Here is a 16,169-nt window from a genome sequence, read left to right on the forward strand (position 1 = left end):
AACGTTGTCATACGGAGGTGCGTCCTATGCGGTCGCTGATCGGTGGAATCCGAGCCCGCACGGCGGGCACGGTCGCGGGCGTGCTGACGGCCGCGCTGCTGGGCGCCGGTCTGCTGGGACCGCCGGGCGCGGCGGCCGCACCCTCGGCCGCGCCCCCGCCGGCCGACCCCACCTCGCTGGTCCATCCGTTCGTGGGCACCGAGAACTTCGGCAACACCTTCCCCGGGGCGAGCGCCCCGTTCGGCATGGTCCAGGTCAGCCCGGACACCGGCGGCCAGGGCGGCTACGACTACGACCAGAACGCCATCCACGGCTTCAGCCAGACCCATCTGTCCGGGGTGGGCTGCGGGGTGGCGGGCGAGCTGCCCATCATGCCGACGACCGGCGCGGTCGGCGACGTCGACCCGGAGCACTACCGCTCGACCTTCAGCCATGACGACGAGGAGGCCGCCCCGGGCTACTACCGGGTGGGCCTGAAGACCTACGGCATCGACGCCGAGCTGACCGCGACCCGGCGCACCGGCTGGCAGCGCTACACCTTCCCGGCCACCGGCGCGGCCAATGTGCTGTTCAACACCGGCAAGGCCAATCAGAAGGTCTTCGGCTCGGAGATCCGCGTGGTCGGGGACCGGACCGTCGAGGGCCGGGTGGAGGCCGGGAACTTCTGCGCCGGAAAGGACCGGCACACCGTCTACTTCACCGCCACCTTCGACCGCCCCTTCGCCTCCTACGGCACCTGGCGCGGCACGACTTCGTCCCCCGGCTCCCGCGAGGCGGCCGGAGAGGGCGGCAACGGCGCCTGGGCCACCTTCGACGCCACGCGGGACCGGGACGTCGTGGTCAAGGTCGGGCTGTCGTACACCGGTCCCGAGGGCGCGGATAAGAACCTCGCGGCGGAGACCGGGGATTCGTACGACTTCGACGCCGCCCGCGCCGCGCTGCACGACACCTGGCGGAAGAAGCTCGACGCGATCCGGGTCGGCGGCGGCACCGAGGAGCGGCGGAGCGCCTTCTACACCGCGCTGTACCACGCCCAGCTGCACCCCAATGTGGCGGGCGACGTGGACGGCCGCTACACCGGTTTCGACGGCGCGGTCCACACCGCCTCCGGCTACACCCCGTACCAGAACTTCTCGCTGTGGGACACCTACCGGCCGCAGAACCAGCTGCTGGAGCTGCTGGAACCGGGGGTGGCCCGCGATGTCGCGCTGTCGGTCGTGGGCATCGGCCGGGACGGCGGCTGGCTGCCCCGCTGGGCGCTGGCCAACAGCGAGACCAACATCATGACGGGGGACCCGGTGACCCCCTTCCTCGTCGAGGCGTGGTCCAAGGGGCTGCTGGCCGGGCACGAGGACGAGGCGTACGCGCTGCTGAAGAAGAACGCGACCAGCACCCCACCCGCCGACTCGCCCTACAACGGCCGCTCCGGAGTGGACTATTACCGGGAACTCGGCTACGTCCCCTCGGGGCTGGAACTCGGCACCGACTGCGCCGACAAGGGCGGTGACAACGACTGCGTCCACCCCGCCTCCGCCACCCTGGAGTACTCCGCGGCGGACGCCGCGCTCGCCCTGATGGCGCGCGGGCTCGGACACCGCGCCGACGCCCGGACGTTCGCCGAGCGCGGCCAGGCGTACCGGACGCTGTGGGACCCGTCGATCGGGCAGTTCCGGCCGCGTACGGCCGACGGCGCGTGGGTGACCCCGTACGACCCGGTGGAGGCGGGCCGGCAGTTCCACGAGGGCGGTGCCTATCAGTACCAGTGGCTGGTGCCGCAGGACCCGGCCGGTCTGGTGGGGCTGATGGGCGGCAGGAGCGCGACCGAGAAGCGGCTGGACGACTTCTTCGCCTACGGCAAGCTGCTCACCGACCCGGCGGGCACGGCCCGCCAGGACTGGATCTCCGCCCCGTACGACTACTACGGCAAGCCCACCTACAACCCCAACAACGAGCCCGATCTGCACGCCCCGTACATGTATCTGTGGGCGGGCGCGCCCGCGAAGGCGGCGACCGTGGTGCGGGCGGCGATGACCCTGTTCACCACCGGGCCGGACGGGATGACCGGCAATGACGACCTCGGCACGATGTCGGCCTGGTACGTCTTCTCCTCGCTGGGCCTGTACCCGACGATGAGCGGCGGGGACTTCCTCGCCCTGTCCAGCCCGCAGTTCGCCTCGGCCGTGGTCCGCGTCGGGCGGTACGGCCTCCGGCAGGGCGGCACGCTGACGGTCACCGCACCGGGCGCGAGCGACGCCAAGCGGTATGTGCGGAGCGTCTCGCTGAACGGCCGGAACGTGGCGCGGACCTGGCTGGACTGGGACCAGGTGGCCCACGGCGGAAAGCTGGCCCACCGGCTGTCCACCGAACCGTCGTCCTGGGGCACCGGACCGGGCGCGGAACCGCCGTCGATGGGCGCCACGCACAGGGGCTGAAACCGGCCGGTTGTGGTGTAGGTTCTATGGCCCGCCTGGACACACGGGCCATGGGGGGTGTGGTCGAGCGAGGGAGCGGGTGTCCATGCGTGCTGTGGTGTTCGACGACTTCGGGCGGCGGCCCGAGGTCCGTGGCGTCGAGGACCCCGCTCCCGCCCCGCACGGCGCGGTGATCCGCGTCGAGGCCACCGGGCTGTGCCGCAGCGACTGGCACGGCTGGATGGGGCACGACCCGGACATCCGGCTGCCGCACGTCCCCGGCCATGAACTGGCGGGGGTGATCGAGGAGGTCGGCCCCGACGTCGTCAACTGGCGCCCGGGGCAGCGGGTCACCGTGCCGTTCGTGTGCGCCTGCGGGCGCTGTGCCGCCTGCGCGGAAGGCGCCCAGCAGGTGTGCGAGCGGCAGACCCAGCCGGGGTTCACCCACTGGGGCTCGTTCGCCGAGTACGTGGCGATCGAGAACGCCGATGTGAATCTGGTCGGCATACGCAACGAGCTGTCGTTCACCACGGCCGCCGGTCTGGGCTGCCGCTTCGCCACCGCCTTCCGCGCCGTCGTCGCCCAGGGCCAGGTCGCCCCGGGCGAGTGGGTCGCGGTGCACGGCTGCGGCGGGGTGGGGCTGTCCGCGGTGATGATCGCCGCCGCGGCCGGGGCGCGGGTGGTGGCGGTGGACATCTCACCGCAGGCGCTGGCGCTCGCGGCCCGGTTCGGCGCGGCGGTGTGCGTGGATGTGGCCTCCACCCTGGGCTCGGTGGCGGAGGCGGTCGCGGACGCGACGGGCGGCGGCGCCCATGTCTCGCTGGACGCGCTGGGCTCCCCACGGACCTGCGCGGCGTCCATCAAGAGCCTGCGCCGCCACGGCCGCCATGTCCAGGTGGGGCTGCTGCCGCCGGCCGCCGGGACGCCGATGATCCCGATGGACCGGGTCATCGCGCTGGAGTTGCGCCTGCTGGGCAGCCACGGCATGGCCGCCCATGACTACGCCCCGATGATGGCGATGGTCGAGGCCGGTTCGCTGCGGCCGGATCTGCTGGTCACCGATGTCATCGGGCTCGACGCGGTGCCGGAGGCGCTGTCCACGATGGCGTCGGGGGCCAGGGGCGGGGTCACGGTCATCGAACCGCACCGCCCACCCGTGACGGGGAGCTGACGGATCGTTCCGGCGGCGGCTCGGCGCGGCGGGGGCTCCGGCCCGGGCGGCGATGTGGAACGGGCGGTCGGCTGCCGCGAGAGCCCGGAGGGCGTGGAGACCCGAGAGCTCGCGGATGCGGGCTGGCGTCGTTCTGCGGGGGAGAACAAGATGCTGATGAGGGTGACGGCGGTGGCTATGAGGAGGGGCACGATGAGGCTGGTGCCGACGATGGCTCCGGCGGCCGCTGATCCGGCTGACCGCACACCTCCCGTTCGCCCTACCCGCCTCGAAGATCAAGGACAACGAGGTCCATGTCTGAACGCGCGAAAGAATCCGTCCTACGGTCCCCGGGCATATCGCACCTACTGGTGGTGGTGCTGTTCTGCTTCTCGGGATTCGCCCTCCTGCTCCCGGTCTCCCCGGCATGGGCCGTCAACGGAGGAGCCGACGAGTTCGGCGCCGGACTCGTCACCGCCGTCCTGATGGCCGCCACCGTCCTGGCCCAGCTGTGCGTCAAGGCGACGCTGCGCACGATCGGATGGACCCGCACCCTCGCCCTCGGCGCGCTCCTCCTGGGCCTGCCCGCCCCCCTGCAAGCCCTCAGCGACCATCTGCTGCCCGTTCTGCTGACGACCGCCCTGCGCGGAGCGGGCTTCGGCATCATCACCGTCTGCGGCTCGACAGCCGCGGCCGCCTTGGCCCCACGCGGACGCCAGGGAGCGGCCATCGGCCTCTACGGCCTCGCCGTCGCCCTTCCCCAGGTCATCCTCACTCCGGTGGCCCCCTGGCTGGTGGGCACGTTCGCCCTGCCCGCGATCATCGCCTGCGGTGTTCTTCCCGTCCTCGCGCTGCCCTGGACACGACCCCTCGGCCACGCCGTCGAAGCCCGCACCCACAGCCCCTCACCCCGGGACGGCCACGCCCAGAGCTCCGATTCCACGGCCACGGTGCTCCGGCGCATCCTGCTCCCGCTCACCGTGCTGCTCCTGGTCACGGCCTCAGGCGGAGCGGTGCTCACCTTCGCCCCGCAGTTCACCGCCACCCCGGCGCTCGCCGCCACCTGCCTGCTCGCCCTCACCACCACCGCCGCGGCAGCCCGCTGGGGCTGCGGGGCACTGGCCGACCGGATCGCTCTGCGGCCGATCAGCGCCGTCCTCGTCGCGACCGCGAGCGCGGGTCTTGCGCTGATCGCCCTGGCCGTCGGCTCGGACAGCCACACCGTCCTGGCCCTGTCGGCCGGACTGCTTCTGCTGGGAGCCGCGTACGGAGGGCTCCAGAGCCTCACGCTGGTGCAGGCGTTCGACCGTGCGGGCGCGGAAAACCGGCACACGACGTCGGTCGCCTGGAACATCGGCTACGACGCCGGCACCGGTCTCGGCTCCCTGACGCTCGGCCTGGCGGCCCAGGTGGCCACCTTCTCCGCCGGCTTCGCCACCATGTCGGCGTTGATGGCGGCCGCGCTCCTCGCGGTCCTCCTCAACGGTGCACGGCCGACCGCCGCCCCCTCAGCGGACAGCCGCCCTCCTGCCCGCAGCGGAACCCACCGCTCGCGCATCCGCCCCTAGCCCATCTGGGCCGGGTCGAACGCCGGTGGCCGCGAGGGGGTTTCGCCGCCGAGGGTGTCGTCCCTCATCCGCGAGGCGGAGACGCCGAGGAGTCGAGGAGCAGTTTCGCGGCCACCGTCGTCCCGTCGGTGCGCATCGTGCCCGCCACGCCCCTCGCCTGTGCTCGGGTCTCGGGTGTCAGGGCCGTTCTCAGCGCGGCCGACAGGGAGTCGAAGGTCGGCGTCCGACCGTCGTGTGCCGCGCCGATGCCCAGCTGGGCCACCCGGGCGGCCCAGCGCGGCTGGTCCGCGATCTGGGGGACCACCACCTGGGGCGCGCCGGCCCGAGCGGCCGTCGTCGTGGTGCCCGCGCCGCCGTGGTGCACGACGGCGGCCACCCGGGCGAACAGTGCCTGATGGTTCACCTCGCCGACCACGAGGCAGTCGTCCCGGTCGTCGATCGGAGCCAGGTCGGCCCAGCCGGGGGCCAGGAGGACTCGGTGGCCCTGCGCCCGGACCGCCTCGATGGCCACCCGGGCGAGGTCCTTCGAGGTGCGCATGGCCATGCTGCCGAAGCCCACGTACACCGGCGGTGCGCCGGCGTCCAGGAACGCCTCCAGCTCATCCGGGAGCGGGCGTTCGTCCGGCAGGAACCACGCCCCGGTCTGCACGAGGTCGAGTTCCGTCATCTCCTGCCACGGGCCCAGGACCGGATCCGCAGCCAGCCACGGCCGATCGGTGAGGACATGGTCACGGACGCTCTTCAGCGGTGGCAGGCCGATCGCCGCCCGATGGCCGTTTTCCGCCTCGCCGTACAACGCGTTCACGCGCTGGTCGTCCTGCTCCCACAGCACCTTGAGATCGGTCTCCTCCCGCGGGGGCGGCGTGCCCGGCCGGGCCCCCGGGGGGAAGTGCCGCGACGGCAGTCCGAACGGATGGAAGCACGCGAACACGTAGCGGATGCCCAGTTTCTCCGCCACCGAGCGTGCGCCGGCCGGCATCAGGCCGGTCGCAAGGAGCACATCGCACCCTTCGGCCGCGGCGGTGAGTGTGTCGAACCGCGCGGCGACCAGCTCGGGCGCGAGCCGGAACGCGTCCGCCGCCGACGGCGGCCTCTCGCCGGTCACCACCGAGCGCACCGTCGGGCCGAGCGGCACCAACTCCACGCCGGCCCGGGCCAGCAGCGCCGCGAACTCCTCGTCCGGCGGCGCGCACACCCGCGCCTCCGCGCCGAGTTCCCGCAGCCGCACCGCGAGTCCCGCCAGCGGTTCCACGTCCCCGCGCGATCCCCATGTCGACAACACCACACGCATGTAGCGAATCCCCCATATCCCCAGGTTCTGTCCTCGGCCGCCCATCCTGAGGGATACCCGGGGCCTTGCCGCAAGCCCCCCGGTGCGCTATAGGTTGAGAGTGGCAGGGAGTGGATCTCCCTGCCTTCGCCGTTTCTGCCCCGGGCGATCCACCCGGCCCCGAGTCGGACCGGCGGGGTCAGTCCAGACCGGCGGGGTCAGTCCAGACCGGCGGGGTCAGTCCAGATCCGTCAGGTCGAGTCCGCTCAGACGGCCGGGGTCGGCCAGGATGTCGACCGCGACGATCCGGCCGTCGGTGACCGTGAACGCCAGCACCGAGAACGGCCGCCCCTCCCGGAAGCTGACCACGCCCACGGCGCCGTTGACGAGTGCGGGGCGGGAGCGGAGGTCCGTACCGCTGAGGCGGGAGAAGGTGAGCGCCTGGTCCGCGACGGCCGCCGCGCCGTGCACCTCGCGGGGGGCGCGGGCGGGGGCGGGGCCGTAGTCGGCGCGCAGGACGACGTCCGGGTCGAGCACGGCGATCAGGCCGTCGAAGTCGCCGTCGCGCGCGGCGGCGAGGAAGGCGTCGACGACCTCGCGCTGCCGGGCCAGGTCCGCGTCGGGGACCGGAGCCGCTCCCCGGACCCGGCGGCGGGCGCGGCTGGCGAGCTGACGGGCGGCGGCCGGGGTGCGGTCCACGATGGGGGCGATCTCCTCGAACGGCACGGCGAACAGGTCGTGCAGCACGAAGGCCAGCCGTTCCGCCGGGGCCAGCGTCTCGAGCACGACCAGCAGGGCGAGGCCGACCGAGTCGGCGAGCAGCGCCTGGTCCTCGGGGCCGGGCCCGCCTTCACCGCTGATGACCGGGTCGGGGAGGCGCACCCCCAGCGGCTCCTCGCGCCGGGCGGTGCGCGAGCGCAGCATGTCCAGGCAGACCCGGCCGACGACGGTGGTGAGCCAGCCGCCCAGGTTCCGCACCGCGCCGGTGTCGGAGCGACTGAGCCTCAGCCATGCCTCCTGGACGGCGTCGTCCGCCTCGCTCAGCGAGCCGAGCATGCGGTAGGCCACCGCCCGCAGATGGCCGCGGTGGGCCTCGAAGCCCTCCGCCAGAAGCTGGTTCTCGTTCATCGGTCACATCCCCTTGTCACGGACCACACCGTCGCGGGCCACACCGTGCTGACGGATGGGCCGGGTGCGATGTGACGGAGGGGACGGAACGGCCTGTGCGGGCCCGCGCACCCGTCCAGTCCCTTGACGCACTGCGATCAGATCATTACATAAATTGGGAGCGCTCCCATATCTCCCACGCCCACGCTCGCCCACGTCCGCCCAGTCCGCCCCTTCTGGAAGGTTCCGTCATGCCTCTGCCCCAATTACCCCGCCGTCCGCGCGGTGCGCGGACCGCCACCGCGCTACTGACCGGCGCCCTGCTGCTGATCGCCACCCCGTCCGCCCCCGCGGCTTCCACGGCCACCGCCCACACCTCCCCCGGCGCCTCGGCCGCGCCGTCCGCCGTCCAGGTCAACCAGCTGGGATATCTGCCGGACGGCCCCAAACGCGCCACCGTCGTGAGCCCGAGCACCACCGCCCTGCCCTGGCGGCTGCGCGACGCGGCGGGCCGCACCGCCGCCTCGGGCACCACCGCCGTACGGGGCGCGGACGCCGCCTCCGGGCAGTCGGCGCACCTCGTGGACTTCTCCTCGTACCAGCGGACGGGCACCGGCTACACGCTCACCGTGGACGGGCGCACCAGCCACCCGTTCGACATCCGCGCGAACCTCTACGACGGGCTGCGCGCGGACTCGATGTCCTTCTTCTACCAGCAGCGCAGCGGTATCCCCATCGAGGCGTCGCTGGCCGGTGCGGCCTACGCGCGCCCGGCGGGCCATCTGGGCGCCGCCCCCAACCAGGGCGACACCACCGTGCCCTGTGTCAGCGGGGTGTGCGACTACGCCCAGGATGTCCGCGGCGGCTGGTACGACGCCGGTGACCAGGGCAAATACGTGGTCAACGGCGGGCTCGCGGTCTGGCAGCTGGTCAACTCCTTCGAGCGCGCCAAGCGTACGGGGCACGCGGCCGCGCTCGGGGACTCCACGCTGCGCGTCCCCGAGCGCGGCAACCGGGTCCCCGATGTGCTGGACGAGGCGCGCTGGGAGCTGGAGTTCCTGATGCGCATGCAGATCCCGGAGGGCAAGCCGCGGGCGGGCATGGCCTTCCACAAGGTCCATGACGCCGCCTGGACCGGGCTGCCCACCCGGCCGGAGCAGGACGCCGAGCCGCGTGAGCTGCACGCGCCGTCCACCGCCGCCACGCTCAACCTGGCCGCCGCGGCGGCGCAGTGCGCCCGGGTCTACGCCCCGTACGACGCCGCCTTCGCCGCCCGCTGCCTGGACTCCGCACGCCGCGCCTGGGCCGCCGCGCAGGCGAACCCCGATGTGCTCGCGCCGGGCTCCGACTCCACCGGCGGCGGGGCGTACGACGACAGCGAGGTGGGCGACGAGTTCTACTGGGCGGCGGCGGAGCTGTACGCGACCACCGGGGAGGCGCGGTACCGGGACGCGGTCACCTCCTCGCCGTACCAGACCGCGAGCGATGTGTTCAGCCCGTTCGGCTTCAGCTGGCAGGCCACCGGGGCCCTCGGGCGGCTCGTCCTGGCCACCGTCCCCAACGGCCTGCCCGCCGCCGACCTCGCCCGCGTCCGCGCCTCGGTGGTCTCGGCCGCCGACGCTCAGCTGAGCCGGATGGCCGGCCAGGGCTATGCGGTGCCGCTGCCGTCGGACGGCTATGTGTGGGGCTCCAACGGCCAGGTGGCCAACAACGGGACGGTCATGGCCGTCGCCTACGAGCTCACCGAGCAGCGGCGCTACCGCACCGGGGCGCTGGAGACGCTGGACTATCTGCTCGGCCGCAACGCGCTCGGCCAGTCGTACGTCACCGGCTACGGCGACCGCGCCTCGCAGAACCAGCACCACCGCTTCTGGGCGCACCAGTACGACGCCTCGCTGCCGAACCCGCCCGCCGGATCGATCGCGGGCGGCGCCAACGCGGGGCTCCAGGACCCGGTGGCGGTGGAGAAGCTCCAGGGCTGCGCGCCCGCGGCGTGCTACATCGACGACATCGGCTCGTACTCCACCAATGAGGTGGCGATCAACTGGAACGCGCCGCTGGCGTGGCTGGCCGCGTTCGCGGCCGAACGCGGCTGAATCGGCGGGCGGTCCTGGGTCGGCGGGCGAGGGGCACGGATCCCTCGCCCGCCGTCACATCACCTCAGCGCGGCAGTTGCGCCTCGACCGCGGCGACGACCTCGTCCGCCTCCGGCTCGGTCCGCGGCCGGAACCGGCCCACGACCTCGCCCTCCGGCGAGATGAGGAACTTCTCGAAGTTCCACTGCACATCCCCCGCCTCGCCCTGTGCGTCCGGCGTCCGCGTCAGCTCGGTGTAGAGCGGATGCCGCTGGTCGCCGTTGACATCGGTCTTCTCCAGCAGCGGGAAGGTCACCCCGTAGGTCGTCGAGCAGAACGTCTGGATCTCCTCGCCCGTCCCCGGCTCCTGCCCCGCGAACTGGTTGCACGGAACCCCCAGCACGGTGAACCCGCGCCCGGCATAGCGCTGGTGCAGCCGCTCCAGTCCCTCGTACTGCGGGGTGAGACCGCACTTGGACGCCACGTTGACCACCAGCAGCGCCGCGCCCCGGTGCTCCCCGAGGGAGGTCGGCTCGCCGGTGAGGGTGCGCAGGGGGATGTCGTACAGGCTCATGGGATCAACCGCTTTCGTCGTTCGGTGGGTGAGTCCAAATCTATGCGCTCATGGGCCCATGACGGCGGATCACAATATGAACACCGAGCGCACACAACCTCTTCACTTTTCAACCAGCGCCGTTAAGGTCGGGTCCTCACGTATCACTCAAGGGGGGACCATGTCCTGGAATAACCAGCCATCACCGGCGCCGAGACGCCCCGGATGGGCACGCAAGCGCGTCGCCGTCCCGGTCGCGGCCGTCCTGCTCTTCGCCGGCGTCGGCATAGGGTCGGCCCAGGGCGACACGAAGTCGGCCGACGGCGACAAGCCCACGCCCAAGGTGACGGTCACCGTCACGGCCAAGCCCGCCCCGGTGAAGCACACGGCCGAACCGGCACCCACCGTGACGGTCACCAAGACCGTCACCGCGAAGCCGAAGGCTTCGCCCAAGGCGAAGAAGAGCGGTGAGGACGGCTCGTCCTCCTCCACCGGTGGTGGCAGCACGTCATCCGGCGGCACGTCGTCCGGCGGCGGCACCTCATCCGGCGGGTCGTCATCGGGGGGCTCCGGGGGCGGCGGCTCGTCGTCGGGCGGGTCGTCCGGCGGGTCGTCATCCGGCTCGTCGTCCGGCGGATCGTCCAGCAGCACGGGCGGATCGAGCAGCGGGGCCACCGCGCTCTGCAACGACGGCACCTACTCCTACGCCGCCCACCACCAGGGCGCGTGCTCGCACCACGGTGGCGTCGCCGTCTTCTACAGGTGATCTGATACGGCGACGGGGCGGGCCACCGGGCCCGCCCCGTTCACCTGCCCGGTAGCGGCCTATTCGGGCGGCGTCGGTGTGTCGTGGTTGCGGTACATCGCCTGGATGTCGAGTTCCAGCTTGACCGTGGGGCCGACCACGGCGATGCCACGGGCGAGCATATTGCGCCAGTTCAGGGTGTAGTCCTCGCGGTGGAGTTCCGCGGTGGCGAGGGCGGCGCAGCGCAGTTCCTGCTCATAGCCGCCGTTGACGGCGCCGAGGTAGGTGGTGTCCAGGGACACCGAGCGGCTGACGCCGTGCATGGTGAGGGGGCCCTGGAGGGTCCACTTGGGTCCGCTGCGCCAGATGAAGCGGTTGCTGGCGAAGTGGATCTCGGGAAAGTTGTCGACGTCGAGGAAGTCGGCCGAGCGCAGGTGGGCGTCACGGGTGTTGTTGCCGGTGTTGATGCTGGATGCGTCGATGACGACCTCGACGCGGGAGTCCTCCATCCGCTCGGCGATGTGGATGCCGCCCCGGAAGCGGGTGAAGCGGCCATGCACATTGGCCATGCCGACGTGGCGGGCGATGAATCGGATGGCGGTGTGCGGCGGGTCGAACAGCCAGGTGCCGGGCGGGGGGAGCTCCAGCTGCTGGGAGGGGTCCATCTGCACCCGGCGGGCCGGTTCGCACTGGCCGTGGGCGATGTCGATGGTGAGGCGCTTGGGCTGGAGACCGCTGCCGGTGAGCAGCACGGTGTACTGCCCCGGTTCGAGCGTGGCGAGGAAGAGTCCATGCGGGTCGGTGGTGGCCCTGGCCACCGTACGGGCGGCGCCACGCGTCTCGGTGACGGTGACCTCCACGCCGCCCAGGGCCTGGCCCACCGGGTCCAGGACCTCGCAGCTGAAGGCTCCGGCGCCCACGGGCAGGGGCATCCTGAGTCCTGATCCGCGGTCCGGACGCTTGGTGCGCATGCGCCGGAGCAGTGCGAGGGGCATTGCAGTCATCTCACTAACGGTTTCTCTGGGGATGGGGGGGCGCGTCCATGATGAAGCCCCACGTTGAGCTCCGGACGCCGGGGGGGTGGGTGTCAGCCGTGGCCAAGGATCTTCCGTAGCGCCCCGATCAGCAACTCCCCCGCATGCGGGGAGACTTCGGGGTGGCGGAAGCCGATGTGCTCCCGGCGATCGGCGATCGGCCATTGATGATCTTGATCCAGAACCCGGACCCCGAGGTGTCTCATTTCGAAACAGCGCCGGCGTATACGGTGGAGGGGTTGTGACGAGCATCGATGACACCCCCGCCGGTCCGGCCCTTTCGTCGCTGCGCCGCGCGCGGGACCGGTTCCTCGGCGGACGGCCGCCGGGCGACGGGGTCCCCGAGGACCTCGCCCAAGCCTGGCGGCGGGCGCGGTTCTTCGGCGTACCGCGCGATCTGACCGCCCCGCCGAGGGTGCGGCCGCCCGTGGACCCACCACTGCTGGCCGCGGCGCGCCCCGCACTGGACCGCGTGGCGCCCACGCTGAGCGGTGGGATGGGGCTGGTGCTGGTCGACTCCCGCTGCCGGGCGCTGTGGTCGGGCGGCGGCCGTTACGCGGGCACGTCCGCCGATGTGGCCGGGGTCGATCTGTCGGAGAAGGCGGTCGGGCACAACAGCGCCGCGCTCGCGCTGCGCACCGGACGCCGGGCCGAAGTGCACGGCCCGGAGCACTTCCTGGACCTGTGGCAGGAGGTGTCGGCGGTCAGCGTTCCGCTGTACGAGCCGGCGGCGGGCCGCCCGGCCGGCGCCGTCACCGTGGTGGCCCCGCTGGCCGAGGACCGCACCGCGCATCCGGGCGCGGCCATCGCCGAGGCCACCGCGCACGCCGTCGAGACGGAGCTGCTGGGCCGGGCCCGCCCGCCGGAGCGGCTGCTGCTCGACGCGTATCTGCGTCAGCGGGCCGACGGGGCCGCCGTGGTGGCGCTCGACGGCAGCAGCCGCCTCGTCAGCCCGGAGGCCGCGCGGCTGCTGTCGCACGAGACGCTGACGCGGCTGGAACGGCGGGCCACGGCCCTCGTCAGGGACGCGGACACCGGGCCGGAGGGCGCACGCGCCGGGGCGCCGGAGGAGAACGCCGGGCCGGAAGGCGCGCGCACCGGAACACCGGAGGAGAACACCGGGCCGGAGGGCCCTCGCAGCGCGGCGCCGGAGGAGAGCGCCGGGCCCGAGGGCGCACACACCGCGACGCCGGAGGCGATCGCGGCACCGGAGGAGTTCGCCGTGCCGGACGGCGCCGGGCTCACCGTACGGATGTCACGCCTGACGCACGGGGGCGAGGTCATCGGGGCCGTCGCCACGGTATGCCCGGCGGCCCGGCGGGCGCGGGCGGCGGAGCGCCATGGGCACGACCGGCTCCCGGGGCTCGTGGGCACCTCCCGGCCCTGGCGGCTGGCGGTCTCCGGAGCGACGGAGCTGGCGCGGTCCGCGGAGCCGCTGCTGCTGATCGGCGAGGCGGGCGTGGGCAAGACCGCGCTGGCCCGCGCCCTGCTCACCCTGCGGGGCTCGACCGCGCCGCATGTGGTCGACGCCGCCGAGCAGGTGCCCGGCGAGGTCCCGCGCTGGTGCCACGCGCTCGCGGAGGGGCAGGGCGGCGCAGCGCCGCTGCTGCTGCGCCACGCCGAGCGGCTGGGCCAGTCCGATGTGGCCGCGCTGCTCTCGCTGCTGGAGCGGCGGCCCGCGGTGCCGCTGGTGGCGACGCACACCCCGGGTGCGCCGACCGGCCCGTGTCTGAGCCGGCTGCTTGACATCCTCTCGGCCCGGTCGGTGGCGCTGCCGCCGCTGCGTGAACGCGTCGACGACATCCCGGCGCTGCTGACGGCCTTCACCGGGCACCCCTCCCCCGGACGTCCCCCGCTGACCTGGAGCCTGGACGCGCGCCGGGCGCTGGAGCAGCACACCTGGCCGGGCAATGTCGCCGAACTCGCCCATGTCGTACGGGAGGTGGCCGAGCGCCGCCGTGCCACCGGGCCGGTGCGGCGCGAGGAGCTGCCGTACGGACTGCGGGTGCCTCCGGCCACCCGCCGGCTGAGCGGGATGGAACGGGCGGAGCGCACGGCGATCCTGGAGGCGCTGCGCCGCCACGGGGACAACAAGGCGCGGGCCGCCGAGTCCCTGGGCATCGGCCGGGCCACGCTGTACCGGAAGTTGCGGGCGTACGGAATGGACCAGGCGTAGGGGCGGAAACAGTCACCAGGGGGCCGGTCGCAGGGGAGCCGGTCATGGGCCGTGGAGGGGGCGACGGTGACGCGAGACAACAGCGCCGAGGGCGATGCGGTCACGGGGAGACTGCTGATCCTGGAGTACGAGCAGGTCAAGGAGGAGCAGCGGGCGCGGATCGGGTTCCGGGACAATCTGCTCTACGCGACGCTCGCCGCGATGGCGGCCATCATCACCTTCTCCCTCCAGAGCCGTGGACGTCCGGAGCTGCTGTTGCTGCTGCCTCCGGCGTCGGCGCTGCTGGGCTGGGCGTATCTGGTCAACGACGAGAAGATATCGGCCATCGGACGGTATGTCCGGGAGGATCTGGGGCCCCGGCTGACGGCGCTCGTCCCGGGCCGGCCGGCGGTGTTCGGCTGGGAGCGGGCCCACCGCGACGACGGCCGCCGGATCTCCCGCAAGCGGCTCCAGCTCGCGGCCGACCTGCTGCTGTTCACGGTGGCGCCGACGGCCGCGCTCATCGTGTACTGGACGACGGAGCCGGTGCGGGCGGTGCTGCTGGCGGTGTCGGTGGCGGAGGTGGTGCTGATCTCCGTACTGGCGGTGCAGATCGTGCTGTACGCGGACTTACGGCGGCCCTGACGCATGAAGCGGCCCTGACGCATGAAGCTCATGCGGTTTCCCTCAGGGCCTCGGATCCGCCGCGTCAGGTCCGTAAGGTGTCGGCAGAGGCTGTCCTAGGGGGGATCCGTGGGCGCTGGTGGCAATGGGGATACGGCGCGGGCCGATGTGGTGGTCCTGACCGCGCTCGAGGTCGAGTACCGGGCGGTCCGGGCCCATCTGGAGGATCCGCGCCCGGTCCGTGCGGAGCGGGGCGCGCTGTTCGAGCTGGGCGTGTTCCGGGACGGGTCCGCCGAGCGGACGGTCGCCATCCATATGACGGGCCCGGGGAATCCGGGCGCCGCGGCCTCGGTCGAGCGCGCCGCGGCGCTCTTCGCGCCCCGGGCGCTGCTGTTCGTAGGGGTCGCGGGCGGCGTCAAGGACGTCGCGCTGGGCGATGTGGTGGCCGCCGACGCGGTGTACGACTACGAGACCGGCAAGGACACCGAGTCGGGGTTCCTGCCCCGGCAGAAGACCCATCAGTCCGCTTACGGCCTGGTGCAGCTGGCCCGGCTGGTGACGGTGGGCGACGCGTGGCAGCTGCGGATCCGCCCGGGGGACGACGCACCGCGCCCCAACGCCCATGTGAAGCCGCTCGCGGCGGGCGGCCGGGTGGTGGCGCACCACCGCTCGGACGTCGGGCTCAGGCTCACCGCCGGCGCGGGTGACGCGCTCGCGGTGGACATGGAGGGTTTCGGCTTCCTCGCGGGCGCGTATGTCAATCAGCAGCTGGACGCGCTGGTGATCCGCGGCATCTCGGATCTGCTCGGGGACAAGGGCGAGGCGCATGACGAGCGCTGGCAGCCCGTGGCCTCCCGGCACGCGGCCGCCTTCGCCTTCGAACTGATCGGCCGGATGCCGGTGGCGGCGGACGCCCCGGCGGACCGGCCGCGGGCCGCCGGGGCGCGGGCATCCGCCGCCGAAGCGTCGGCCCTCTTCACCGATACGCCCACCCTCGCCGCCGATGAGCCCGCCCCCGCCGCAGGTACGCCCGCCCTCTCCGCCGGTACGCCCGCCCTCTCCGCCAGTACGCGGTCCCTCGCCGCCGGTGCGGTGCCCGGCCGCCCCCGGCGGCGGCTGACGGTCCGTGACCTCGGCGTCCTCGCGGAGACGCTGCTGGCCGTGTCCGGAATGACCTCCCCGGCGCGCTGGCAGCAGCTGCTCGATGAGCTGCCCACCGTGGGCACCGCGGTGAGCCGTCAGTCGGCCGGCCGGGCGGAGGCCCTGTCGCTGCTGCGCACCTGCGAGGCGCGGCGCGCGATGGGAGAGCTGGCGGAGGTGGTCGCGGTGCTCGCCCCGGACGATCCGGCCGCCGCCGAATTCGCCCGGCGGGTCGAGGAGTTCGGATTGGAGTGACCCTGCTCACCCTCCGGCCCCGCCGTGCGTCGGCCCCGTGCCGTCCCGCCGCCGGACCCCGGGCCGCCCCGGGAGGGCGCCC

12 protein-coding genes and 1 pseudogene are annotated in these 16,169 nt (G+C 73.2%); 8 read left to right on the forward strand and 5 right to left on the reverse strand.

The window, feature by feature from the left end; all coding sequences use genetic code 11:
• The first annotated feature begins 26 nt into the window (after window positions 1-26).
• The 3 genes from NQU54_RS02305 to NQU54_RS02315 all read left to right on the forward strand — a co-directional run bounded on the left by NQU54_RS02305 (window position 27) and on the right by NQU54_RS02315 (window position 5,129).
• Entirely contained in the window at window positions 27-2,432 is a 2,406-nt protein-coding gene (locus tag NQU54_RS02305; protein WP_257629498.1) for a GH92 family glycosyl hydrolase, read from the forward strand.
• An 85-nt stretch (window positions 2,433-2,517) separates the two neighbouring features.
• Window positions 2,518-3,582, forward strand: coding sequence for a zinc-dependent alcohol dehydrogenase family protein (locus tag NQU54_RS02310; protein ID WP_167505241.1), 1,065 nt, complete (start codon window positions 2,518-2,520; stop codon window positions 3,580-3,582).
• 293 nt (window positions 3,583-3,875) lie between these two features.
• Window positions 3,876-5,129 carry an MFS transporter gene (locus NQU54_RS02315; RefSeq protein WP_257629499.1) on the forward strand — a complete coding sequence of 418 codons (1,254 nt, stop codon included), beginning with the start codon at window positions 3,876-3,878 and terminating at the stop codon, window positions 5,127-5,129.
• A gap of 64 nt (window positions 5,130-5,193) precedes the next feature.
• On the opposite strand, the gene NQU54_RS02320 is transcribed toward NQU54_RS02315, so the two are convergent.
• On the reverse strand, window positions 5,194-6,420 hold the full coding sequence (locus NQU54_RS02320; RefSeq protein ID WP_257629500.1) for a glycosyltransferase: 1,227 nt from the start codon (window positions 6,418-6,420) through the stop codon (window positions 5,194-5,196).
• Window positions 6,421-6,636: 216 nt separating this feature from the next.
• Window positions 6,637-7,527: an RNA polymerase sigma factor SigJ gene (gene sigJ, locus NQU54_RS02325; protein WP_257629501.1), complete on the reverse strand. Its 891-nt coding sequence runs from the start codon at window positions 7,525-7,527 to the stop codon at window positions 6,637-6,639.
• Window positions 7,528-7,757: 230 nt separating this feature from the next.
• On the opposite strand from sigJ, the gene NQU54_RS02330 reads away from it, so the two are divergent.
• Window positions 7,758-9,602 carry a glycoside hydrolase family 9 protein gene (locus NQU54_RS02330; RefSeq protein ID WP_257629502.1) on the forward strand — a complete coding sequence of 615 codons (1,845 nt, stop codon included), beginning with the start codon at window positions 7,758-7,760 and terminating at the stop codon, window positions 9,600-9,602.
• 64 nt (window positions 9,603-9,666) lie between these two features.
• Here the strand turns inward: NQU54_RS02330 and NQU54_RS02335 are convergent, their stop codons facing one another.
• Together NQU54_RS02335 and NQU54_RS02340 are read right to left on the reverse strand one after the other, a co-directional pair.
• The gene (locus NQU54_RS02335) at window positions 9,667-10,155 is read right to left on the reverse strand and encodes a glutathione peroxidase (RefSeq protein ID WP_093707302.1); all 489 of its coding nucleotides are present in this window, start codon (window positions 10,153-10,155) and stop codon (window positions 9,667-9,669) included.
• 147 nt (window positions 10,156-10,302) lie between these two features.
• Window positions 10,303-10,821: a hypothetical protein gene (locus NQU54_RS02340; protein WP_257629587.1), complete on the reverse strand. Its 519-nt coding sequence runs from the start codon at window positions 10,819-10,821 to the stop codon at window positions 10,303-10,305.
• A 22-nt stretch (window positions 10,822-10,843) separates the two neighbouring features.
• Between NQU54_RS02340 and NQU54_RS02345 the strand changes: the two are divergent.
• A pseudogene (locus NQU54_RS02345) lies at window positions 10,844-10,900 on the forward strand (DUF3761 domain-containing protein); the annotation flags it as partial.
• A 59-nt stretch (window positions 10,901-10,959) separates the two neighbouring features.
• Here NQU54_RS02345 and NQU54_RS02350 read toward each other — a convergent pair.
• Window positions 10,960-11,874, reverse strand: a complete 915-nt coding sequence (locus tag NQU54_RS02350) for a YceI family protein (protein ID WP_257629581.1) — start codon at window positions 11,872-11,874, stop codon at window positions 10,960-10,962.
• A gap of 280 nt (window positions 11,875-12,154) precedes the next feature.
• On the opposite strand from NQU54_RS02350, the gene NQU54_RS02355 reads away from it, so the two are divergent.
• The 3 genes from NQU54_RS02355 (at window position 12,155) to NQU54_RS02365 (ending at window position 16,087) form a co-directional block, all read left to right on the forward strand.
• On the forward strand, window positions 12,155-14,089 hold the full coding sequence (locus NQU54_RS02355; protein WP_257629503.1) for a helix-turn-helix domain-containing protein: 1,935 nt from the start codon (window positions 12,155-12,157) through the stop codon (window positions 14,087-14,089).
• Window positions 14,090-14,155: 66 nt separating this feature from the next.
• On the forward strand, window positions 14,156-14,713 hold the full coding sequence (locus NQU54_RS02360; protein WP_257629504.1) for a hypothetical protein: 558 nt from the start codon (window positions 14,156-14,158) through the stop codon (window positions 14,711-14,713).
• Window positions 14,714-14,821: 108 nt separating this feature from the next.
• Window positions 14,822-16,087: a phosphorylase family protein gene (locus NQU54_RS02365; protein ID WP_257629505.1), complete on the forward strand. Its 1,266-nt coding sequence runs from the start codon at window positions 14,822-14,824 to the stop codon at window positions 16,085-16,087.
• Window positions 16,088-16,169 lie beyond the last annotated feature (82 nt).

It is taken from the genome of Streptomyces malaysiensis subsp. samsunensis (assembly GCF_024519315.1).
In the GTDB taxonomy this organism is placed as follows: domain Bacteria; phylum Actinomycetota; class Actinomycetes; order Streptomycetales; family Streptomycetaceae; genus Streptomyces; species Streptomyces malaysiensis.